Source organism: Peribacillus suis (assembly GCF_059384845.1).
Map to the genome: position 1 here is coordinate 3,297,414 of NZ_CM182019.1, position 22,842 is coordinate 3,320,255.

Here is a 22,842-nt window from a genome sequence, read left to right on the forward strand (position 1 = left end):
TGGTGTTAGGTGCTGCAATAGGTCTCATAAAAAAGTTTTTAACTTGTACTATAAAGAAGATCACTTGTTTTTTATTAAGAAAACAAATGATCTTCTTCATTTTTATTCTTGTTTAAAGTAATATCTAGATGGTTAAATGAATTTATCTATTCCATATATGATAACTAAAGCAAATACTAAGTAAGTAAGAGTAATTACATATTGTTTGGAAGGTTTTAGGTACTTCCACTCCAGAAATGATTGAAAACCAATTAATACGTTCAAGAAAAGAATCCAATACCACTGAAGGATATTTTCGTACTCTAGTACCATGGGAAGTGCACATATAAAAATGAATAGGATGATACCTCTTCCCCATCGTTCAAGATTCTTACCCGGAGTTTCCGATATGCTTTCTTTCTTTTCTACACCAAGCCATTTCGTTAGATATTTATTTATAAAGTAGGCACCAATAAAAACAAGGAAGAAAACTGCTAAAAATGAAACGAAGAATCTCATAAACACAACCCAATCCACTTAATCTATATATAATAGCTTCAAAATATGCAATCATTTTATTGATCTATGTACCGCCATTATCACCATTGCCCCCACACTACAAGCAGGCTATAAAAGTTTTGCCATATAGTACTCATTATAAGATTTCCCTTCTATGACAAGTGAGTTTCTTTTTGTTCCTTCTATATCAAATCCAAACTTCTTGTATAGAGCAATACCAGCCTCATTTTGAATGACTGTTGTTAATTCCAATCGCGAAATATCGTGATGTGAAGCCCACTTAATCACATTTTGGAACAAACTTTTACCTACTCCTTTTCCTCTATACTCCTTTAAGATGCCGATAACAAGATAAGCGGAGTGATTTGTTCTCTTCACGCTACCGCCCATGGCCATCAAATAACCAATCAATTTCCCTTGGTCTTCTCCCACAAAAATGGTTGAATTTTGTTGTTGCTTAATCACTTCTAATTGCTTTCGTAGTTGTTCAGGTGTCGCTTTTCTTTCTCCTGGTTCCATTAGCATAAATTCAGATGTATGTTCAACATCTTTTACTAGATTGATAAAGTCCCCGGCATCATCGACCCTTATTTCCCTTATTACCATACTAATCTCCTTTCATTTCCTCATACCTGTTAGTTGTAGAAAAAACACATCATTTTCTAGCTCAATTAAGACAACCCTCATTTTACCATTTTTCACGAATTATATATCCTTCGAAGGCAAAGATGTTCATTCAATCGTACATAACAAAAAAACCATAAAAATTTATGGTTTCTGTATCTTTGCATCAACATATTTGGCTTGTAAGATACAAAAATAGCTGTCGATCTGTTGTCGACAGCCTGTTCATCTTAAAAAAGGAATCCAAAAACTTCTTTAATCATTACAATTAAAACGTACGTTAAACCAATGAGAGTCAAAATGGACCACACGATACTACCCAAAAGTTTTATAAGTCTAAAAATTGATTGTTTAAGTTCTACTTTCAACTCATTTTCCATTGTCATTCATTCAAAATGCTGCCTAATAATCCAAAAGATAGGGTAGAGTTAGAATAACCAACGCACTATTAAAATCAAACCTAATATGGCACCGGTAAAGTACATTACTTTTTCCTCAACTTCGTTTATTGATTTTAAGAGTATTACAACCTTTTCAAAAAAACTTTGCATATCTCTTACCCAACTATTACAGGCTTTTATCTTTTGATGCATTTTATCCCCTTTTTTCTTATTTTATATAAAAGAATTATACTACGATAGTAAGGATTTTTATAGAGAAAATACCAAAATACTACTCATATAGCAATTGAAAATTTAAAAAATCACTATAACGAACCTTATAAAACTTTTCCAAAAAAATATATAGTCGTAAAATTTATACTTTCATCAAAAAAAATCGGCAACATCCATCAGTGGATGTTGCCGATTACCATATCTATTTATTTCTTATCAACAACAAGATAAGGTTGCAATTGGAATGGTTTTGGTGCGATGTTGCGGTCATTCCATTGGCCAAACCAACGCTCTAATGGATAGAAGTAATAGCCATCTTGCGAGTGATCGGATGTATCATATGGGTCAGCGAAGATCAGTGTATCATCGCCAATGCCCGGTGTGCCGTTATTGTCATATCCGATAATCGATTGCCAATGGCCATCCCAGTCGCCCCATTCCACCATGATTGGACGATCGTTCTTCAAATGATTCGTCAGCCATTTCACGAAATAGCTATCTTTTGCATCTTCTACAAACGCTTCTGTTGTTTCACTGTTTTCGGAAGCGTACAGGCTGTTCCACGTGAAGGTTGCTGGCAGGTTGCCCACGTTATTCTCCGTGACCTCTTTACTTGATTGAATCAAGTCTGCGTCCTTGTATTCTTCGCGATAGCTTGATTCGACCACTTCAAATCCTTTTAAGTTCTTGAAAAAGTCATAGAGTTGGGAAACATTCGAACCATATTCCGGGAAGTTATTCGCGGTTCCTGGCAACGCGTCTTTAACATCCAAGTCCGTCATCGACTTCATTTGCTTCGCGATATCCATCTCTGTTAGATCCGTGTACCCAAAATGATTCGCGACCATTAAAGCCGTGGCAGGTCCACAAGACCATTCTGTCGTTTGTTGCATCGTTTGATAGTTTTCAATCAGAATTAACCGATCATCTGACTTCATATTATAGAAGTCAGGTGCTTTATAGTAACGAGAATCCGCATGGTCTCCCTTAGAAGCATAGGCATCCGCTCCACCCGTTTCATCGTAGTCTTTCCCTTTGATGGTCGCTGCAACATCCGTTTCAGCTGACACTTTTGTATCTACTTCCTTCGTAACTTCTGTTTCCTTTGAGTCCGTGTCATCTGAGCACGCCGATAATAATAGCATGGAGGATGCTAAAGCTGCCGTTAGAATTCTTTTCATGTGTCCCCATCCTTTTCCTGTTTTTTTCACAAGATTTGATTATAGTGGATGGAATTGTTATCGTCAAGGAGTTTACTAGTTAACTAAATTCTCGCACAATCAAGAGCCTTGCTACACGTTATGGTAGCAAGGCTCTTTTTTCATTTAATTAGCTTACTTTTCTAGTTTGACCCTTTGGAGACGCAATGCATTCAAGACTACCGATACTGAACTGAATGCCATGGCAGCGCCTGCTACCCATGGTGCCAGAAGCCCCATGGCTGCAATTGGAATCCCAATCACGTTGTAGGCGAATGCCCAGAACAGATTCTGTTTAATATTGCGCATCGTTTTGCGACTCATGAGTATGGCATCCGCTATACTGTTCAAGTCCCCCCGAATCAATGTAATGTCGGCGGCTTCCATGGCAACGTCCGTACCGGTTCCTATTGCCATGCCAATATCCGCTATGGCAAGGGCGGGTGCGTCATTGATACCATCCCCGACCATGGCAACCTTCTTCCCTTGTTGTTGCAACTTCTTCACTTCTTCCGCTTTCCCTTCAGGGAGCACTTCGGCAATGACGGCGTCAACGCCTACCTCTTTACCAATCGCCTGTGCGGTGCGCTCGTTATCGCCTGTCATCATCATGACTGTGATACCCATGCCTTGTAAGCGTGATATAGCTTCTTTGGAAGTTTCTTTAATGGTATCGGCCACGGCCACTAGGCCTGCATACTGTCCATTGATGGCCGCTAACATCGCTGTTTTTCCATCAGCCTCCAGTTTCTCCATCGTTGGAAGGATCGGTTGAATATCGATACCGTATTGTTTCATTAGTTTCCGCGTACCAACGAGGACACCTTGGCCTGAAACCGTTGCCTGTACCCCATGACCCGGAATCGCTTCAAAGAATTGGACATCGCCGAGTTCGATTCCTTTTTCCTGAATGCCTTGCACGATTGCTTCTGCCAAGGGATGTTCGGATTGCTTTTCGGCAGCGCCAATCCAGGATAGGAACTGCTCCTCATCCTGACCCGTTGCCGCATGAACATCCGTTAATACAGGTTTACCATGTGTGACGGTCCCTGTTTTATCCACAACCACCGTATCGATGCCTTGGGTTTGTTCTAAATGCTCGCCACCTTTGAATAAAATGCCGAATTCAGCTGCACGACCTGAACCTGCCATGATGGAAGTTGGCGTGGCTAATCCTAGAGCACATGGACAGGCAATCACAAGGACGGCAATCAACACTTCAAGTGCAGCCGTGAAATTCCCTGGATCCACCAGGACCAACCATGCCAAGAACGTAAGAATGGCAATCCCGATGACAATCGGTACGAACACGCCTGAAATCTTATCTGCCAATCGTTGGATCGGCGCTTTTGTCCCTTGCGCATCTTCTACTACCTTAATGATTTGGGCTAATGCCGTATCCCGGCCAATTTTTGTCGTTTTCATTTTAATGAAGCCATTTTTGTTGAGGGTGGAGCCATAAAGCAGGTCACCACTAGCCTTATCCACCGGCAGGCTTTCACCTGTTAGCATGGATTCGTCGACAGCCGTCGTTCCTTCGATTACCTCTCCATCAACCGGGATCTTCTCACCCGGTTTCACCAGGATGGTATCACCGATCATCACTTCTTCTAGCGGGATTTCTTTTTCCTCACCTTCTCGAATGACCATGGCTGTTTTCGCTTGAAGCCCCATCAATTTCTTGATGGCCTCGGATGAACGGCCTTTTGCTTTTGCCTCGAATAATTTACCTAACAGGATAAGGGTAATTAACACGGCACTTGTTTCAAAATATAGATGCGGACCATGATGCGCACCCAGTGTAACGATGGCTTGGTATACACTGTAAAAATAAGCCGCTGACGTACCCATCACCACGAGCACATCCATATTGGCACTACCGTTACGAAGTGATTTATAAGCACCTACATAAAACTGTTTACCGATGATAAATTGGACAGGCGTTGCGAAGATCATTTGAACCCAGGGATTCATTAAAAAATCCGGTACATATAGAAAGGATGTAAAAGAAAAGTGCCCGAACATTGTCCATAGTAAAGGCAAGGAAAGAATGGCAGAAATGATGAATTTCAGTTTCTGCTCTTTAATGGCCTTTTCACGGTAATCCACTTGTTCTTTTCCGTCTTGCTTTTGATGGGCACCATACCCAAGCTTTTCTACCTTTGCAATGATGTCCGCAGCCGTCACTTCAGATGGATTGAATTCCACCGTCGTTTTTTCAAGCGCTAAGTTGACGTTGGCAAATGATACACCATCCATTTTGTTTAGGCCCTTTTCAATCCGCGTCGCACACGCTGCACACGTCATGCCCGTGATGGCAAATTCCTTTTTTTGCTTCACGACACCATACCCAAGCGCTTCAATCTTCTTTTCAAAGTCTTCTTCACTCAGTTTGGAAGGATCGTATGTTATCGTGGATTTTTCAAGGGCTAAATTGACGGAGACTTGTTCGACTCCGTCCATTTTATTCAACACTTTTTCAATCCGGTTCGCACACGCTGCACACGTCATCCCTGAAATTTGAAGATTGGATTCTTTCGCTGCTTTATCATTAGATGCGGTTGCCATCAATTTCACCTCCATTATACCCAATAGGGGTATATTCTTTTGAAAGAATTAGAGTACCAGGAAGGCACTCTTCATCTTTTCATTATAGTACCCAAAATCATTCTACTTCGTAGCCTTGATCATCAATGGTTTCTTTGATTGTATCTAGGGTTACTTTTTCCTTATCATACGATACAGTAACTTGACCAGCTTCTAGCTGAACTTTTACTTGATCGACACCTTCCAATTTTCCTACACTACCTTCCACTGCTTTTACACAATGTCCGCAAGACATCCCGCTTACTTGTAAGATTACATTTTCCATAGTATCTACTCCTTATTTTTTCATTAGTCTTTGGATTGTCACGAGGACTTCATCGAGTACTTCCAAGTCCCCTTCTTGAATACGATCCACCACACATTCTTTCATATGCGTTTCAAGAAGCATCTTGGCCACACCATTTAAGGCGGATTGCGCAGCAGCTATCTGAGTAATCACGTCGTCACAGTATGTGTCTTTTTCGATTAACCCTTTTATGCCGCGAATTTGACCTTCCACCCGATTCAGTCTTGTAACAAGATTTTTCTTTGTTGACTCGGAATGATGGCTTTTCCGCTCAGTTGTACTCGAACAACAAGTATCTGTTTCTTTATTCAGGTCGAATTCCATTTGTCGCCCCCTCACTCATATACCCCTATACCCTATATCAAAACCATATCATACCCCTCCACCCTATGTAAAGTTGGATGACATTTTACGAAAAAAAGCCAACGGAACTAAGTTGGCTTCATCAATCAATCTTTCATCATTATTCTTCAAAGCTAGGTCCATCTATAGGGAGCGTTACTTGCTTTCTACAGGTCAAAAGATAAACGAACGAAAGACATAAGGAAACCGAAGCGACCATAAATACCACGACGATGCTGTATCGCTGGCCCAGCATGCCCATCACGAGAGTGGATATCGCGAAAGTTAGCATGATGAGAGAACTTTGGACGGCATATACTTTAGCCAAAAGCCTTTCCCTGACTACACGTTGGATGATCGTATGAATGGAAATCATCCGCAGTTCTTCAAATAGACTATAAGTGCCAATGAACATAAGGGCAAGGAAGGGATTCACATTCACTCCAAATAAAAGGGTCAGCAGAAAGACCATGAACCCTCCACCCAACAGCACCTTCTGGATATTCTTATGAATGAAGGCGGACCGTCTATATGCAAGTATGCCCGCCAGAAATAATCCTAGTAATAAAGAGGCGTTGATATAGCCCCACCACTCCGTTCCTACTCCCAGGCGTTTATCTATAAACGGATAAAGGATCGAGGATACCCAGACTGGGCTAGCTATTGAACCAAAAAACAGGGTGAAGTGTAGGGCACGCAATCTCTTATCTCCTGCGATCAACCTCCACCCTTCAAACAGGGAATCCCGTTTGCTTTCCTTCCCTTCACGTTCAGATTGTTGCTGTTCTTTGACTCTAACGAATGCCAGCAAGAAGGTGGATAGCCCATACAAACAGCACGTTAACAGGAACAGTCCGTGAGCCTGCAAAAGTGCCGCCAAAATGCCACCTGCAGCCCATCCTCCCATCTGAATGAATGTCTGGATAGAAGACATGAGGCTATTTGCTTTTAATAAGGACTCTTCCGGAACAAGCTGAGGAATCAAGGCACTACTCGCTGGATTAGCGAACCCATCCAAAAACATGATGAAGAAAATAAGGATATATACCGCTTCCATTGAGTCTTTTGAGAAAAGCGATGATACATATAGGGTTAGCACAAGTAAGAGACATGTTTTAACGAACTGGGAATGAAATAAAATCTTTTTCAACGGATATCGATCGATGAGCAGTGGTGCTACTAAACCACCTACAAATCCACCAAGCATATTTATGACAGGAACCAACGAAACATAAAATAACGAATGGGTGACAGCGTAAACACTTGTTATCAGCGCAACAATATAAAAAACATCCCCAGCATTCGCTAACGATTGTCCTGTCACCAACACAGTAAATGATTTATTCTTCAATGCAAACAACCCCTCTTTATTCATTTTTCTAAGAGAATAAAGAGGTATTTACATGCGTTTCACTCCTTTGCAACCGGTTAGATACACTTCATTTCACTTTGGATTTATATCAATATCGAATACTAAGAAATCTAATAAGGAAGAGAGGGGTGTTTGCATTATTTGTAGTGGAAATATATGTATGAATATAACATGAAAATGTCTTGTTTAGAAGATGAAAATCCTAGGTTCTACAAGAAAAAAAAGAATTACTTGATCATCTTAATAAAGTATTTTGGTGATTCAGAATAGCCTTGGCGGGAATAAAATCGATGTGCATCGATTCTTCTTGAATGACAATGAACCTCAAGTCTGTCACAGTTTCGCTTCTTAGCTAACTCAGTACAAAACTCTTCAATCTCTTGTCCAATTCCCTTACCCCTATTTGTTGAATCTACTGCAAAATAACTAATTCTAGCAAAATCACCCATTAACGCTATTTGGGGTATGTAATGCATGGAAATAAAAGCAATGACTCTTTCATTATCCTCATACACCAATAATTCCTCATCAGGATGTATGATAAGCCTTTCTATTTTATCTTTAATGAAGGTCTCGGTATCTAAATAATCCAACTGGCCCAGCAAATCCGATATTGCCTTCCAATCTTTTATATTTGCTCTTCTGATCCCCACTTACCTTCACTCCCTAAGAAAAATGTATATAGTATATTCATCATCGTTATTGATACAGATAGGTAAGGGTTTGAAGTTATCGCTCCCTTTTCCCCCTGTTCACACCGTACGCGAAGCTTTCACTTCATACGGCGTTCCAACTAATCCAATTCATTCAATTCTATGTATTGTTAGATTTGACTTTGCTTTCTTCCGAAATCAAATTGCTTGATTATGACATTGTAACCGAAGTTCATTAAGTTTTTCCATTTGCTTTTTAGATAGCTTTAAGACCTTTATTATTGCTTTTATCTTGTCATCATCTTTCAAGTGTACAAGTCTATGGACTTTTTCATGAAGAACCACAAGGTTTAAATATGAATCATCTTTTGAAAGGTGATACGGATTTTTATGATGGCAGTGCCAATCATTTTTACCAAGTTCCATTCCAGAGATGGCACACTTACCGTATTGAGCGATGAATTTACTTATTCGATTGTCATTGTATTCAATTGATCGATTTGGAATAAAACTTTTCATGATAGATGATAAGAAGGTTTTATTTATAGCTTTTAGACTTTTGTGTATCTTGTTTCTACCTTCGGCAGTATAGTTACACGTATCCTGAGAAAAGCATAAATTTGTTTTATGTCTTTGGGCATGAATCGGTACAAATACCATGTTTTGTACCTTGTACAATTTGCACTTATAAACTTTATACCTCTTTTGTAAAGTTTTGGTCATATCATGAAAATTTGCGTCTGTTCTTAGGCATTTTAAGCGATTATACATCACTTTGCGCAAATAAGAGTTTAACTCATTAAGATTTATTGTAATTCTAGTGGCTGCTGAATAGTAATTTTGTATCCCCATAACTACGGTATTGAAATTCCAAACGGTTTCATTACTAGGACTTTTTTGAATGGCTTTGATAGCTTCTTTAATTTTGTTAGAGGCATTTACTTTTGCCTTCTTAGACATATTGGATTTCGCTACATAACCGAACCTTGTCTTTCCTTTTCTTACTGCTTTGGTAGAAAAGCCAAGAAACTCGGAAGAGTTATTCTTTAGGTTAATTACCTTTGATTTCTCTTCACTCGTATCAAGGTGTAGTCTGGTTTTCAAGAAATCTTTGATGGCATAGTTCATTCTAATTGCTTGTGAGCGCGTACGGCATAAGACCTTGAAGTCGTCCGCATAACGGACGATAAAGCATTCCTTTAATCTGGACTTTTTAAGTGCTTGATATTTAATTCCGTTGGTCTTATATTTAAAATCGCTTTCAAACGTTTCCCACTGATTACTTACCCACCAATCAAGTTCATTTAAAACAATATTTGATAATAACGGAGATAAAATGCCACCTTGCGGTGTCCCCATGGTTGGTATACCTTCACCATGTATTTCAGCTCTTAAAAGTTTGGAAATAATGGCTATCAATGATTTATCTTTAATTCCAAAAGACCAAATTTGTTTTAAAAGTTTACTATGGTTAACGTTGTCAAAGAAGCCCTTAATATCGACATCAATACAGTGATGTAGACCAGATTGATTTATCAGAAACTCAAACCTTGCTTTCGCATGGTGAGTATTTCTATTGGGTCGGAATCCATAACTGTGTCTATGAAATTTCGCTTCACAAATAGGCTCTAATACTTGTAAGATACACTGCTGAAAGATTCTATCCCAGATAGTTGGAATTCCTAGTGGTCTTAGTTTTCCATTTGACTTTTCAATAAAGACACGTTTTACTGCTTGTGGTTCATACCAATTAAACATATCTTGAACCTTAACTATTACATCTTCCACTGATAAATGAGCTATATCTTTAATTGTTAATTTATCTGTTCCTGCCGTTTTACTACCCGTATTTCTTTTTATATTTCGGTAGGCAAGACGTATGTTTTCTTTAGAACTCATCAATTCTATTAATCCATAAAACTTATCACCATCGACACTTCGAGCATAAAGAGAATCGAAAAACTCTTGTAGATTATAATACTCGTTGTGTCTCAGTTTCTTCCGTTTCAATAAGTCGGTACTCCTTTCGGAGTTAAACCTCTTTTAGTCTCACGAGAACCTTATTAATCGATAAAGATCTGCCTTACATGGTTGAATGATTCTTCATTAGTCTAGTGGCTATCCCTCCATGTGGATTAGACATTTCATTGGTACTGTGCCACCACTTTCACTGATACAAAACAAAGTTATACAATAACTATTGTCATTATTGCTTTCCCTTCACCGTTTCATCGGGAGTAAGCCCTCCACGTTATCAGCTTACAACGTTGAATTATATCTATTATAGAATGAACTTAGGTGCTTCCTCTAAGCCTGTTAACTCTCATACGCCTGTGACGTATCATGGATTTTCATATTAGTTAGTCTTACTCATCCACAGTTAACCTCACAATTTGGTGATATACACATTTCTATGTATTGCAGGTCTAGACCCGTACATTCAGAAGTTTGTCAGCTTAACCTTTTTGTTATAGGTTTATTCGCATACTCACCATATTCATTCAACTCAAGCATCATGATTTACACCACCCCATCGGGTAGGCTTTCGTCAGCTAAATTACACTGTTACGGTAAATTCTTACGCCTTTTCACCGAGCTTTTAACACTGTCATTCTTACTAAATCAAATGCTAATCGACTAAGAGAGAACCCTTCCGAGCGTTACCTCTTCATTTGATTCTTCGATATAATCCTTCAGTTCCGAAAGGAACTGTCTAGCCTTTACCTGAGTAATGTGACCATCCTCAATTTAAGCTAAAAACATTTCGCACAACTATCCTGCCCCATTAGCTCCATAAAGAAAAAGAGCTGCCAAAGCAACTCCCTTTATGGTTTCAATCTTCCCACTCATACTCTGAATTAAATTCTTCCGGCTCTATATCTGCTTTTTTATATGTATCGGGTTTTTCATTCGGCAACGTGACGGTCATTTCAGTATGATCTTTATTCAATTCTAGTGTCAGAAAAGAAGTCTTATTTGATTTCTTGTTGAAAATGATGCCGGTTAGTTTTGATCCGGTAGATTCCGCTAACTGGAAATGCTTTATCGTCTTATTTTTCCCCGCTTTAGTGAATTTTTCTACTATGAATTTGGATCTACCCTTGCCATCGTCACCATCACTTTTGATCAGTATATAAGATTCATCGTTCATCCAGCCACCATATATCTGATACTTGGGTGCTTCGTACGAGGGTACATCCTCTTTTTGTGTAGAATCTTGTACCTCTGTTTTCTCCCCTATTTCTACCTTTTCATTTTTCATGTCTTGTTCGTTATCACATGCAGCAAGACTCCCTATAACCAGAAGGCCTACGGAGATTTTTTTGAAAGTAAGCAAAAGCCTGACCTCCTAAAAGATGAACGTATTCTTCATAATAAATCCACCCGTTAAAGTTTAAATCAACTTATTTCCTTATGACTTCTTTCATCATTTTGAAGATAAATCTTTTTAAGCGTTGTGTTAATATTATTCAAAGCAATAAGAATAATCCCCAACATAACAAAGGTTACTATTTCCCCTGTGAACCAAGATACTATACCTAAAATTCCAGCATAAAGAATGTATAACCAATTACTCATATTCCATATCCTCCTACCTCTATATAAATGAACCTAACTAATTTTACCATATATATTTGGGTGAATTTCTTTATTAGTTAATAAAAGGGATTAGTAGTATTCTTAGGCAATCTCCTTAGCGATCTACTGAACTACCACGAATCGACACATAGTAAAAAGCAATGAGGGACTTCCCACATTGCTCCGTTTCTTTACCCTAATGTTTGTTTTGTCATCATGACTTCTTGGCTTATTACTTTCTTTTGCTTGTTGATTCGATACCAGCCCATCACAACGGCTATGATCGATACAGAGCAAGAAATAGCAAGAACATAACTTCCATTGAGGTTTAAGAGAAATACACCAGCAATGAAGACCCCTATGGGTTGGGCCAATGTCGCTCCAGCTGTCAGAAAACCCATGGCACTGCCCATGATGCTTTGGGGAATGGCCTGCTGCAATTCAGTTTGGAAGATGATGGTGACGGGAGCCGCTAAAAGTCCGAATACGCCAAACAACACAATACTCATGATCGTGGAATCCACTACAAAACCGGCAATCGTGCCCACGACTCCAGATAAAACATACAATACGATCGACATTTCAAAATTCATTCGTTTGATTTTATACGTAATGGTTGCTCCCAGGAGAGTCCCGATCCCAATGGCTGTAAAGCAGATTCCCAAAGCCGCTGAACCATTCACCTTAATTTCCGAGTATAAAGTGGGGAGTAAGACATCCATGATCATAACGAATGCCATATTCGTAAACACCGCTGCCGTAATGGCCGAAAAGATCCACTTCTGTCTTTTTAAAATCGAGAATGTTACCTTAATTGGTGTTTGTACACGATTGGGATCTTGATTATTGGCATCTTTCAGTACCGCCCTATACCTTAGAATCACATAGCAAACAACAGATAGAAGAATCAGGATGATGGACGTTAGCATCGCCACTGTAAATCCCCCTATTACCAATAGACCACCAGCAAGTGCCGTACCTAATAAGTTTGCGATTTGGGTAACGGCCGTTATGACACTATTGACCGATTTTAATTCTTCTGGCGGCGTTAATAATGGGATTAACGTTCTCTCAAGCGGTGTTAATACGGCGGAGGCCACACCCATGAAAAGAAGAACGAGGCAATAAATCCAGTAGCCGAATCCACTTGGTACTACTTCCATTAATCCGATTGCGAATAGTGCACATAACGTGAATAAATGCCAAACGCTAGCCCATAACCCTAAGGAGATTTTATTGAATCGATCTATGAGTATGCCGCTTACCGCTGCCAATAATATCCCGGGTATATAACGAAATGCCATTAATGAACTAAACACCAAGGGCGAATGAGTGATGTTAATAAAGAACCAAGCTAACGTGAGGAAGACAATGCTGGATTGTAAAGATTGTATGCCAAGAGCCACAATAATGAGGTGTATGTTTCGCTTCACTCTTTTTCTCCTTATGATTTGTCGTTGGGTCATTTGGATTTTCAATTTAATGATTGGTAACAGTATGTTTTCCTTTGACTAACATATCTTCTATAAGTTTCCAACCGAGCCATTGTGTAAGGTCATTATAAACTAACTCTTGCCCTTATTGGAATAGGTTAATAAAGGCCCTAAATTCCCTATTTTGAATATTCAAATATACTTTCTTTGCTTATTGTGTTATTTAATAAAAAATGGTATTTTATAAGTAATATTCCATATTGATCACATGTTACTGATTCGTTCAGGCAGGGTGGTACGGTTAAGAGAATTTCCGATTCTTTTAATTGGTTACTTCCGTGCCTTTTTTGCGTTCATTTAAAGTGAAATATTAGAAAATCATCAAAAAATTAGGCATAAGGAGATTCTAAAATGTTTTCAAAATTATTTAAGAAAACCCCAAAAACACCGCAGCTTATTTATGCACCTATAAGTGGAGAAATTCTTTCCATAGAAGAAGTACCCGATCCCGTTTTCAGTCAAAAAATGATGGGGGAAGGAATAGCGATTGTTCCGATTGATGGAAATGTGTCATCACCAGTGGCTGGAAAGGTTGTACAGATAGCTCCTACAAAGCATGCGATTGGCATAGTAGCTGATGATGGAACGGAACTATTGATTCATGTTGGTCTTGAAACAGTTGCTCTAAAAGGCGAGGGATTTGATGTAAAGGTAAACGTGGGAGATTCCATAACGGTCGGGCAATTATTACTGACCTATCATTTACAGCATATTAAAGAACATGCAAAAAGCGACATGTTGATTATGGTTATTACAAACAGTCAAACGAATACACATAAATATGAAATGTCTTTGGATAAAATTGCAAGAATGGGTGAAACGGTCGTGATTAAGGTGACGAATACGTAAACGTTTCCTATGCCACATGTTTGAGGAGGAATGTTCAAGTGAAAATTAAAAAAATCTTGAATAATAACGCGGTAGTGGTTGAAGACGGGCAAACCGAGAAAATAGCCATCGGTACAGGCATCGCCTTTAACAAGCGAAGAAATGATCTTGTCAAAACACAAGAAGTTGAAAAGCTTTTTGTTATAGAGGAAACGGATAAGTTCCAGCAGCTTATAATGAGAATCCCTGAAAAACATTTCGAAATATCAGAAGAAATCATTTCCTATGCAGAAGAAAAGTTAGGTGTGAAATTAAGTGACCATATCCATATTGTCCTAACAGACCATTTGTCCTTTGCGATTGAAAGAGAACAAGAAGGAATTCATTTACAGAACAAGCTCCTTCAAGAAATTAAAGTACTTTACAAACCTGAATTTGAAATTGGTATGTGGGCAATTCAGCACATTGCAAAGAGGTTTCACATTGAAATGCCCATAGATGAAGCTGGCTATATTGCCCTTCATATCCATACAGCTAAACCACAAAATGGAGATATGAAGGAAACCGTAAGACAGACAGCCATTATCAGTGATTTGATCCAAACAATCACGGAATACTTGGATATTACGATACATCATGATGATATTTCTTACCAACGATTAATCACACATCTTCGTCATTCCATCTCTAGAGTAAAGCATTTTGAACTTCATACCATGGATGAGGAAATGCTAGAGATGATAAAAAAGAAGTTTCCGATTTCCTATCAATGCTCTAAGGAAGTATTTCAAGTATTAATGAGCACTTATGAAATGGAACTTCCGGAATGTGAACTTGGCTACATCACTCTCCATATAGAGAGATTAAAGCAGCGTTGGAGTATACCAGAGAAAATATAAAGAATCATAGAGTGTTATTTTATTCATTTGAAAAAATTGATAGGGGGTTTTTTACATGATGAAATATCTACAGAAAATTGGTCGCTCATTGATGTTACCAGTAGCAGTATTGCCAGCTGCAGCCATTTTGATGGGGATCGGTTATTGGATAGATCCTGCCGGTTGGGGAGCTGATAATCCGATAGCTGCGTTCTTCATTAAAGCTGGGTCTTCCATTATTGACAACATGTCCATCTTATTTGCAGTCGGAGTAGCTCTAGGTATGTCTAAACACAAAGACGGATCAGCCGCATTGAGCGGGTTAGTCGCCTACCTTGTCGTTACCACTTTGCTTTCGATAGATTCAGTGGCTATGCTACAAGGCATTGATGCAGATAATGTAAACCCAGCCTTTGAGAAAATAGAAAATCAATTTGTTGGGATTCTCTCCGGAATCGTAGCTTCGATCATGTACAATCGGTTTAGTCACGTACAATTGCCAGCTGCCTTATCCTTCTTTAGTGGAAAACGTTTGGTGCCAATCATGACAGCGGTTTCAATGTTGCTGGTTTCCGTGATATTATTCTTTGCATGGCCAGTCATCTTTACAGGATTGGTATCTTTCGGTACAGCGATTAGTAAGTTAGATTTTGTGGGTGCAGGATTATATGGATTCTTCAATAGACTTTTAATTCCAACAGGACTGCATCATGCATTAAACTCCGTGTTTTGGTTTGATGTAGCTGGAATTAATGATATCGGAAATTTCTGGGCAGGAACGGGAACAAAGGGAACTACAGGGATGTATCAAGCAGGGTTCTTCCCAATCATGATGTTCGGTTTACCGGCTGCAGCTTTAGCCATGTATCATACGGCAAAAACGAAAAGAAAAAAACAAGCGGCATCGTTAATGTTAGCAGCAGGATTTGCTTCATTCTTTACAGGGGTTACAGAACCACTTGAATTTTCATTTATGTTTTTAGCTCCGGCTCTTTATGTAGTTCATGCAGCCTTAACAGGTATTTCATTAGCCATTGCAGCATTTTTCCATTGGACAGCAGGATTTGGTTTTAGTGCAGGATTAGTCGACTTCGTTTTAAGTTCAAGACTACCATTGGCTAATCAGCCATATATGTTACTACTTCAAGGTCTTTTCTTTGCCGTTATTTATTATGTATTATTCCGTTTCTTGATTACGAAGTTCAACTTAGCAACTCCTGGTAGGGAAGCAGATACGGATGACGATATTGAAGTAGATGCAAACAATACACCAGTAGGAAATAAATTCGCTGTCATGGCAGCCATAATTTATGATGGTCTAGGCGGGGACGCTAATGTGACGTCTATTGATAATTGTGTAACACGCTTAAGAATTGAAGTTAAAAACATGGATGCCGTTGACCAAGATAAGATTAAATCAACAGGAGTACCAGGAATCAATATTGTCGGGCCACAAAGCATTCAAGTGATTGTTGGAACGCAAGTACAATTTGTAGCGGATGAAATGGAAAAAATCCGAAAATGAAGGAATGAAAGATAAAGAGCTGTGGATCTATTATAGGTCCACAGCTCTTTGGTTGTTTCTTTTCGCCATTTCCTTATCCGTTTTAATTGGATGATCGGTATTCATTATGGCTAGGGTTAAATAAATCTTCAGTAGATTGTCTAACAAGGGAAAAGTTATCTACATTATAGTGACCATGGAGGGTCTCGTTGTGATGGAGGATGATTTGTTTGGCCGACCGATAGGATTTTCGAGTCAGTCGTGGAGTGTCCATCCCCCACTAACGTGACATCATACTGATTGATCGTTGCTGTTCGTACGGCCGTATCAATACAATGCTCGGTCTTGCATCCCATTATCACAAGGTGCTCCACATGATTTTCCCGTAAATGTTCGTTCAACGGTGTACCATAAAATGAATTAGTGGCCGCTTTGTCCAAGATGGTAGCCGTTGATGGAACGTTAATATCTCTATGTATCTGAAATCCAGGTCCTTCACCACCTGCCACATCTAGATCCCTTATGAAAACAACGGGAATCCCTTCATGTATCGCTTTTTCAATGACGCTATTGATGGTTTGGATGATTCTATCTTTCTCAAAAACCCCTTGTTCCTCTGAGTTCCCTTCCATTAAATCCTGTTGTGTATCAATGATCAATAAGGTTTGTTTCAATCCTTTCCCTCCTAAATCTATTACCTACTAAAAAGCATTTCCTCTAGTCCCTTATCTTTTCGGCAAAAGATAGATGGATACCTTTTTCCCTACCCGGATTTACCTAGCTATCAGGATAAAAGTAGGGGTCGGATACCGACTGATTGTTGGATTTTACAGACTAACGACTCATTTACAAACTATTCAGTAAATTACATAATTAGGGATAATATGACGAAGGTGGGATTTTATGTATAGAAAATCATTAACAGTTCTATTAGCTACGGGGATGGTTCTATCATCTGGTACAGCATTGGCACAACCAAACGGAAACGGGGCACCTAATGCCCAGTCCAGCACAGCTTTTGATAACAAAGTGATTAAAAAAATCAGTGCGGACAACATGTATAACACGATTGCCTATCTATCAGAGGAACCGAGGGCAGCTGGTACAGAAGGCGAGATCCGTGCAGTCAAATACATAGAAAATCAGTTTAAGAGTCTAGGTTTTGAAACAAAGATTCAGCCTTTTCCCATCTATGATACGGTGCAAACTGTAAAGGTGAAACTTGGTGACAGCGATTTAGGAGGAACACCGCGTGCCTTTAGCGGCAGTATCAGCGGGAAGGTCACCGCCGAACTTGTTTATGTTGGGAAAGCAAAACCAGAGGAGATTGGTGATGTATCCGGGAAAATTGCCCTAATCGAACGTGGAGACATTAACTTTGTTGATAAGGTTCAGAATGTCCTAAATAAGGGAGCGGTTGGCGTCTTGATGTACAATAACTCCCCTTCAGGAAATAACTTTGGACAAGTATCAGCCGGGCAAAATATTCCTGCTGTAGCCATTACCCAAGCCCAAGGATTAGAACTGGTCGAACAGCTTAAAACTAAACCGATCACGACCACTCTGGAAGTGGGCAAAGTGGAAAGAATCGAAAAGACATCCTACAATGTCATCGCTTCCCTAAAGCCAAAACCTAATAAGGATAATGGTCAAATCATCACGGTTGGCGCCCACCATGATTCTGTCCCAGGCGGCCCTGGTGCAAACGACGATGCTTCGGGTGTATCGGCTGTGCTGGAATTGGCAAGGATCCTGGCCAAAACGCCAATTGACACGGAAATTCGCTTCATGACGTTTGGAGCGGAGGAAAGAGGGCTCGTTGGATCATCCTTCTATGCGAATTCCCTTCCCAAATCGGATGTAGACCGCATGGTGGCTCACTTCCAAATGGATATGATAGGTGGACGTGATGCAGGCGCGGATAATCCAGCAGGCGGTTTGATCATGTATACCATCGATGGAAAGAAAAACCTGGTAACGGACCTGGGTTCCTCAGCAGGAGCAAGGACAATGGATGTAGCGATTCCGTTTGGACAGCTTGGCAGAAGTGACCACCAACCATTCCATGAGCTTGGCATTCCATCCGCCCTGTTCATCCATTCCCCTGTAGAGCCTTGGTATCACCAGCCTACAGATACACTGGATAAGATATCGAAAGAAAAATTACAGCAAGCCACTGAAATTATCGGCGCCAGCGTGTATCAAATTGCCCGTCCGGAAACGCCGGCATTAAAAAATGCACGGGTGGCTCCTGTCACGGTGGACTATGACTTTGAAAACCGTCCTGTAGACTGAGTATTGCATTGTACAGAAATGCTAGATTAATAAATTCATTAATTGATGGGGTACTGCTTACACACTCTTTTTCTTTTTTACATCAACTAAGGGATTTAGAAATGGTGAAAGAATGAATCATGAGGTGCTGGGCCCATAAAAAAAGAGAGCAGCTGTAAATTTCACAGCTGCTCTCTTGATTATCAAGCCCCATATTTAATAGAAATAAATTGAATGCTACATGCAAAAATTGTTTTGGTTTATGTTGTGTCGCTTTATCATTTGCTACCTCTTCCCAGTTGGATCAATTAATTCTGTCATTGTCCCCTAGGTTCCAATATCCAGTAATCCACCTTATCACCTTTCATCGATATTCGGACGATTATTCTATTAATTAAGGCTTCAACAATACTTTAATCGCTTCTGGATGATGAGCCATTTCCATGGCTTCTGCAAAGTCCTCAACTTTAAAACTATGGGTGACGATTCCTTCAGAAGTAAGTAGGTTTCGTTCAAATAAATCAATGGCAACGGGGTACGTGTATGGACCTAAGTGGGAGCCTCTAATATCGAGTTCCTTTTTGTCACCAATCACACTCCAATCCGTTGTTACCTCACTTCCAAATACACTAAATTCTATAAATCGGCCAAGTTTTCTAATCATTTCTAAGCCTTGTGTGGCACCAGTTGGATGTCCTGTTGCTTCGATATAAACATCACAACCATAACCCTCTGTTAAATCCTTGACGATTTTGATCGCATTTTCCTTTAATGGGTTAATCACCATATCTGCCCCAAGCTGTTTCGCTACGGATAATCTTTTCTCATTTGTATCTAAAACGATTAATTTCTTAGGGGTCTTTAAAGCAATGAGCTGGACCATACATAATCCTAACGTTCCTGCACCAGCTAGAACGACCACATCTTCAAATTCAATTGTTGCTCGTTGAACGGTATGGACCGCACATGCCATTGGTTCGACTAAGGCAGCTTCTTCCGCTGTGACACCATCACTAATTTTATAGATTCTGGCCGTATTGCTAAACTTCATATATTCTGCCCAAGCGCCTTCAGCCACGCCTTTTTGGAATCCATAAATATTATGAATCTCACACATCCAGTACTTTCCGGTTTGACAGAACCTACATTTTCCACATGGGTTAATCTGATCAGTTGTGACCCGGTCCCCAACCTGCAAGTCATATTTCTCAGCAGCACCTTCTCCTAATTCAGCCACAATTCCATAGAATTCATGGCCTGGAATAACTGGTGTTTTCATCCAAGGGTTTTCTCCGCCCCAATACATTTGTGAACCATGGTATGCCTTTAAATCACTGCCACATATTCCACAGGCTTCCACTTTAATCACTACTTCATCTTTACCTGCTTTGGGTACAGCTACTTCCTCCACACGGTAATCTTCTGGACCATATGCTACAACAGCTTTCATCGTTTCTGATAATATTGACATTAACAACATCTCCCTATAAATTTAGTTTTTTAATCAATTAATTCCTATAAATTAACGTTGATCTCCCTTTTCAATAGACTGTTAATCTTTCTGACGAAAACTACTATAATAGATGGCTCCAACGATAATGGCTCCTTTTAGAACTCTTTGAACGTATGGTGATACGCCCATTAAGTTAAGTCCATTACTTAACACACCCAACAGCAAGGCCCCAAGTATGGTTCCAAATATATGCCCACGACCACCAGCAATACTTGTCCCACCTAATACGACTGCAGCGATGGCGTCTAATTCATACCCTTCTCCGGCCATTGGCTGTCCTGAAGCAAGCCTTGAGGTCATAATTAAACCACTGATGGAAGCCGTGATCCCACTGATTAAATAAACAAAGGTTTTAATTCTTTTTACTTTCACACCAGATAATCTAACTGCTTCTTCATTACCGCCAATGGCATAAATATATCTGCCAATTGGTAAATGATTCAATATGATATAAGCAACAATAAATACTAGAATCATAATCACTGCAGGCATTGGAATCACGCCAAACAGATAACCTCTTCCGATAAAAGTAAATGATTTAGATACTCCAGATAATGGGTACCCTCCTGTATATAAAAGAGCTAATCCCCTTGCTACCTCCATCATAGCTAACGTTACGATAATAGCTGGAATTCTAGCACGGGAAATAAATAAACCATTAATATAACCAAGCAGGGCACCTAGAATAATCCCAATTAATACGGCTGCGATGGCTGGCATTCCATTGTTAATCATCAAACCAACCATGATCGTACCAGTAAAGGCCATTACCGAACCTACCGACAAATCGATACCACCTGTTAAGATGACAAAGGTCATTCCAACAGCTAAAATTCCATTAATTGAGACTTGTCTAATAATATTCGAGACGTTTTCAGACGATAAAAACTCTCCACTCGCAAAACTAAAAAATGTACATAATACAAAAAATCCTATTAAGGTTAACATCTCTGGGTTCTTAAACATTTCTTTTATGCTAAATGCTTTTCGTTGGTAATCTACTTTTTTGAGATTTAATTCACTCATTGATCAACACCACCCGTTGCATAGTACATTACTTTTTCAGACGTAGCTTCTGATCCATCAATTTCTGCCTTTATTCTTCCTTTGTGCATCACGAGAACTCGATCACTCATTCCTAAAATCTCAGGTAATTCAGAAGAAATCATGATAATCGAGAGTCCTTGGTCTGCTAAGTTTCTCATCAATTTGTAAATCTCTTCCTTAGCCCCAATATCAATTCCACGCGTAGGCTCATCAAATATTAATATTTTACAATCTGTATTTAACCATTTTGCTAAGACGACCTTTTGTTGATTACCACCACTTAAATTTTTCACCATTTGCCTGCTGCTTGGTGTTTTGATTAATAATTCTTTAATCGATTGATCAATAATGGCATCTTCTTTTTTCATACTAATAAATCCGAAAGAATTCCTAAGTTCTTTTAAAATAGGTAAACTAATATTATTTTTTATCGTCATATTAAGTACGAGACCTTGAGTCTTCCTACTTTCCGGAATGAGGGCGATACCTCGTGCTAATGCATCTGTTGGATTTTTAATATCCACCTTTTGCTGATTGATATAGACTTCTCTCTCTTTTACAGGGTCAGCACCAATTAGGGCTCTTACTATTTCAGTTCTACCAGATCCAACTAGACCAGCAATCCCAATAATTTCACCCTTCTTCAAGGAAAACTGAATATCGGTAATATGTTTATTACTTAATCGTTTCACCTCTAAGAGCATTTCCTTGCGATTACTGGATGGTTTTTCAGGAAAGGCATTGACGATTTCGCGACCAACCATCATTTTCACAATATCTTGCTTTGTAATGTCCTTTACTGTCCTTGTATTGACCCATTCCCCATCCCGTAAGCAGGTCATTCGATCACACATGTGTAAGATTTCATCCAAATGATGTGAAATATATATAATGGTTACACCATCAGCTTTCAATTTCTCAATTAACTCAAATAACTTATCAATTTCTTTTCCAGTTAGGCTCGCTGTTGGTTCGTCAAAAATTAACACCTTCGTATCAATGGCTATTGCTTTAGCAATTTCAATAAATTGTTGGTTGGCAACACTTAAATAAGCTACGGGTTTGTTCAAATCAATATCTGCATTTAACCTTTGCAATATTTCTTTTGCTTCTTTTCTCATTTTTTTTCTGTCTAATAGTCCATTTACCTGCTTGATCTCACGACCTAAGAATATGTTATCAACACCACTCAAATATGGGATTAAACTGAACTCTTGATGAATAATGCTTACTCCTAATAGTTGTGCTTGCTTAGGATCCTTGAATGTTACTTCTCTGCCGTCTAAACGAATTTTACCGGTAGTAGGGGTATAAACTCCTGAAAGGATTTTCATTAATGTGGACTTTCCCGCCCCATTTTCCCCAACCAAGGCATGAACCTCACCACGTTCAATATCAATACTGACGCCCTTAAGTGCCTTAACCCCTGGAAACTCTTTCGTTATATTCTCAATTTCTAATACCTTATCCACTGCAATCACCTTCCTCTATTGATTGACTTAGCAGGGCGCTTTTCACATAAGTTTTAAGC

The 22,842-nt window shown here is 39.3% G+C and carries 20 protein-coding genes and 1 pseudogene; 4 read left to right on the forward strand and 17 right to left on the reverse strand.

The features are described from left to right. Window positions 1–132 precede the first annotated feature (132 nt). The 13 genes from AC503W_RS16140 to AC503W_RS16200 form a co-directional block, all read right to left on the reverse strand. Window positions 133–498 carry a DUF4181 domain-containing protein gene (locus AC503W_RS16140; protein WP_427687847.1) on the reverse strand — a complete coding sequence of 122 codons (366 nt, stop codon included), beginning with the start codon at window positions 496–498 and terminating at the stop codon, window positions 133–135. Window positions 499–606: 108 nt separating this feature from the next. Continuing rightward, window positions 607–1,104, reverse strand: coding sequence for a GNAT family N-acetyltransferase (locus AC503W_RS16145; RefSeq protein ID WP_427687446.1), 498 nt, complete (start codon window positions 1,102–1,104; stop codon window positions 607–609). A 446-nt stretch (window positions 1,105–1,550) separates the two neighbouring features. Next, entirely contained in the window at window positions 1,551–1,715 is a 165-nt protein-coding gene (locus tag AC503W_RS16150) for a hypothetical protein (RefSeq protein WP_427687447.1), read from the reverse strand. 227 nt (window positions 1,716–1,942) lie between these two features. Then, complete coding sequence (locus AC503W_RS16155; protein ID WP_494914919.1) at window positions 1,943–2,917, reverse strand: C39 family peptidase; 975 nt, start codon at window positions 2,915–2,917, stop codon at window positions 1,943–1,945. Between the two features lie 153 nt (window positions 2,918–3,070). Beyond that, the gene (locus AC503W_RS16160) at window positions 3,071–5,503 is read right to left on the reverse strand and encodes a heavy metal translocating P-type ATPase (protein WP_494914921.1); all 2,433 of its coding nucleotides are present in this window, start codon (window positions 5,501–5,503) and stop codon (window positions 3,071–3,073) included. A gap of 97 nt (window positions 5,504–5,600) precedes the next feature. Beyond that, window positions 5,601–5,807 carry a copper chaperone CopZ gene (gene copZ, locus AC503W_RS16165; RefSeq protein WP_494914922.1) on the reverse strand — a complete coding sequence of 69 codons (207 nt, stop codon included), beginning with the start codon at window positions 5,805–5,807 and terminating at the stop codon, window positions 5,601–5,603. 12 nt (window positions 5,808–5,819) lie between these two features. Then, window positions 5,820–6,152: a metal-sensitive transcriptional regulator gene (locus AC503W_RS16170; RefSeq protein WP_402873505.1), complete on the reverse strand. Its 333-nt coding sequence runs from the start codon at window positions 6,150–6,152 to the stop codon at window positions 5,820–5,822. A gap of 139 nt (window positions 6,153–6,291) precedes the next feature. Beyond that, window positions 6,292–7,521, reverse strand: a complete 1,230-nt coding sequence (locus AC503W_RS16175) for an MFS transporter (RefSeq protein WP_494914924.1) — start codon at window positions 7,519–7,521, stop codon at window positions 6,292–6,294. Window positions 7,522–7,769: 248 nt separating this feature from the next. Continuing rightward, the gene (locus AC503W_RS16180; RefSeq protein ID WP_494914926.1) at window positions 7,770–8,195 is read right to left on the reverse strand and encodes a GNAT family N-acetyltransferase; all 426 of its coding nucleotides are present in this window, start codon (window positions 8,193–8,195) and stop codon (window positions 7,770–7,772) included. A gap of 198 nt (window positions 8,196–8,393) precedes the next feature. Further along, window positions 8,394–10,205 (reverse strand): group II intron reverse transcriptase/maturase, encoded by a 1,812-nt coding sequence (ltrA, locus tag AC503W_RS16185; RefSeq protein ID WP_427687459.1) that lies wholly within the window; start codon window positions 10,203–10,205, stop codon window positions 8,394–8,396. A gap of 823 nt (window positions 10,206–11,028) precedes the next feature. Further along, on the reverse strand, window positions 11,029–11,532 hold the full coding sequence (locus AC503W_RS16190; protein ID WP_494914928.1) for a hypothetical protein: 504 nt from the start codon (window positions 11,530–11,532) through the stop codon (window positions 11,029–11,031). A 62-nt stretch (window positions 11,533–11,594) separates the two neighbouring features. Continuing rightward, window positions 11,595–11,774, reverse strand: coding sequence for a hypothetical protein (locus AC503W_RS16195; RefSeq protein ID WP_494914930.1), 180 nt, complete (start codon window positions 11,772–11,774; stop codon window positions 11,595–11,597). A gap of 191 nt (window positions 11,775–11,965) precedes the next feature. Beyond that, window positions 11,966–13,207 (reverse strand): MFS transporter, encoded by a 1,242-nt coding sequence (locus AC503W_RS16200; RefSeq protein ID WP_494914931.1) that lies wholly within the window; start codon window positions 13,205–13,207, stop codon window positions 11,966–11,968. 411 nt (window positions 13,208–13,618) lie between these two features. Between AC503W_RS16200 and AC503W_RS16205 the strand changes: the two genes are divergently transcribed. The 3 genes from AC503W_RS16205 to nagE are packed head-to-tail and all read left to right on the forward strand — an operon-like array spanning window position 13,619 to window position 16,498. Continuing rightward, the gene (locus AC503W_RS16205) at window positions 13,619–14,116 is read left to right on the forward strand and encodes a PTS sugar transporter subunit IIA (protein WP_494914933.1); all 498 of its coding nucleotides are present in this window, start codon (window positions 13,619–13,621) and stop codon (window positions 14,114–14,116) included. A gap of 38 nt (window positions 14,117–14,154) precedes the next feature. Beyond that, complete coding sequence (locus AC503W_RS16210; protein ID WP_494914935.1) at window positions 14,155–14,994, forward strand: PRD domain-containing protein; 840 nt, start codon at window positions 14,155–14,157, stop codon at window positions 14,992–14,994. Between the two features lie 55 nt (window positions 14,995–15,049). Further along, complete coding sequence (nagE, locus tag AC503W_RS16215; protein ID WP_494914937.1) at window positions 15,050–16,498, forward strand: N-acetylglucosamine-specific PTS transporter subunit IIBC; 1,449 nt, start codon at window positions 15,050–15,052, stop codon at window positions 16,496–16,498. 82 nt (window positions 16,499–16,580) lie between these two features. Here the strand turns inward: nagE and AC503W_RS16220 are convergent. Beyond that, a pseudogene (locus AC503W_RS16220) lies at window positions 16,581–17,151 on the reverse strand (cysteine hydrolase family protein). A 229-nt stretch (window positions 17,152–17,380) separates the two neighbouring features. Here AC503W_RS16220 and AC503W_RS16225 point away from each other — a divergent pair. Beyond that, window positions 17,381–18,772, forward strand: a complete 1,392-nt coding sequence (locus AC503W_RS16225; RefSeq protein WP_494914938.1) for a M28 family peptidase — start codon at window positions 17,381–17,383, stop codon at window positions 18,770–18,772. 373 nt (window positions 18,773–19,145) lie between these two features. Here the strand turns inward: AC503W_RS16225 and AC503W_RS16230 are convergent, their stop codons facing one another. The 3 genes from AC503W_RS16230 to AC503W_RS16240 all read right to left on the reverse strand — a co-directional run bounded on the left by AC503W_RS16230 (window position 19,146) and on the right by AC503W_RS16240 (window position 22,783). Next, the gene (locus AC503W_RS16230) at window positions 19,146–20,222 is read right to left on the reverse strand and encodes an alcohol dehydrogenase catalytic domain-containing protein (RefSeq protein WP_402986947.1); all 1,077 of its coding nucleotides are present in this window, start codon (window positions 20,220–20,222) and stop codon (window positions 19,146–19,148) included. A gap of 81 nt (window positions 20,223–20,303) precedes the next feature. After that, window positions 20,304–21,290, reverse strand: coding sequence for an ABC transporter permease (locus AC503W_RS16235; RefSeq protein ID WP_427687472.1), 987 nt, complete (start codon window positions 21,288–21,290; stop codon window positions 20,304–20,306). After that, the gene (locus AC503W_RS16240) at window positions 21,287–22,783 is read right to left on the reverse strand and encodes a sugar ABC transporter ATP-binding protein (RefSeq protein ID WP_402986950.1); all 1,497 of its coding nucleotides are present in this window, start codon (window positions 22,781–22,783) and stop codon (window positions 21,287–21,289) included. Before AC503W_RS16240 ends, AC503W_RS16235 begins: the two co-directional genes overlap by 4 nt. Between the last annotated feature and the right edge of the window lie 59 nt (window positions 22,784–22,842).

What these genes read in the sequence shown, in the direction of transcription:
- AC503W_RS16140 (WP_427687847.1), bottom strand. Translation starts at nt 498, where the DNA reads ATGAGATTCTTCGTTTCATTTTTAGCAGTTTTCTTCCTTGTTTTTATT.
- AC503W_RS16145 (WP_427687446.1), bottom strand. Translation starts at nt 1,104, where the DNA reads ATGGTAATAAGGGAAATAAGGGTCGATGATGCCGGGGACTTTATCAAT.
- AC503W_RS16150 (WP_427687447.1), bottom strand. Translation starts at nt 1,715, where the DNA reads ATGCATCAAAAGATAAAAGCCTGTAATAGTTGGGTAAGAGATATGCAA.
- AC503W_RS16155 (WP_494914919.1), bottom strand. Translation starts at nt 2,917, where the DNA reads ATGAAAAGAATTCTAACGGCAGCTTTAGCATCCTCCATGCTATTATTA.
- AC503W_RS16160 (WP_494914921.1), bottom strand. Translation starts at nt 5,503, where the DNA reads ATGGCAACCGCATCTAATGATAAAGCAGCGAAAGAATCCAATCTTCAA.
- copZ (WP_494914922.1), bottom strand. Translation starts at nt 5,807, where the DNA reads ATGGAAAATGTAATCTTACAAGTAAGCGGGATGTCTTGCGGACATTGT.
- AC503W_RS16170 (WP_402873505.1), bottom strand. Translation starts at nt 6,152, where the DNA reads ATGGAATTCGACCTGAATAAAGAAACAGATACTTGTTGTTCGAGTACA.
- AC503W_RS16195 (WP_494914930.1), bottom strand. Translation starts at nt 11,774, where the DNA reads ATGAGTAATTGGTTATACATTCTTTATGCTGGAATTTTAGGTATAGTA.
- AC503W_RS16205 (WP_494914933.1), top strand. Translation starts at nt 13,619, where the DNA reads ATGTTTTCAAAATTATTTAAGAAAACCCCAAAAACACCGCAGCTTATT.
- nagE (WP_494914937.1), top strand. Translation starts at nt 15,050, where the DNA reads ATGATGAAATATCTACAGAAAATTGGTCGCTCATTGATGTTACCAGTA.
- AC503W_RS16225 (WP_494914938.1), top strand. Translation starts at nt 17,381, where the DNA reads ATGTATAGAAAATCATTAACAGTTCTATTAGCTACGGGGATGGTTCTA.
- AC503W_RS16230 (WP_402986947.1), bottom strand. Translation starts at nt 20,222, where the DNA reads ATGTCAATATTATCAGAAACGATGAAAGCTGTTGTAGCATATGGTCCA.
- AC503W_RS16235 (WP_427687472.1), bottom strand. Translation starts at nt 21,290, where the DNA reads ATGAGTGAATTAAATCTCAAAAAAGTAGATTACCAACGAAAAGCATTT.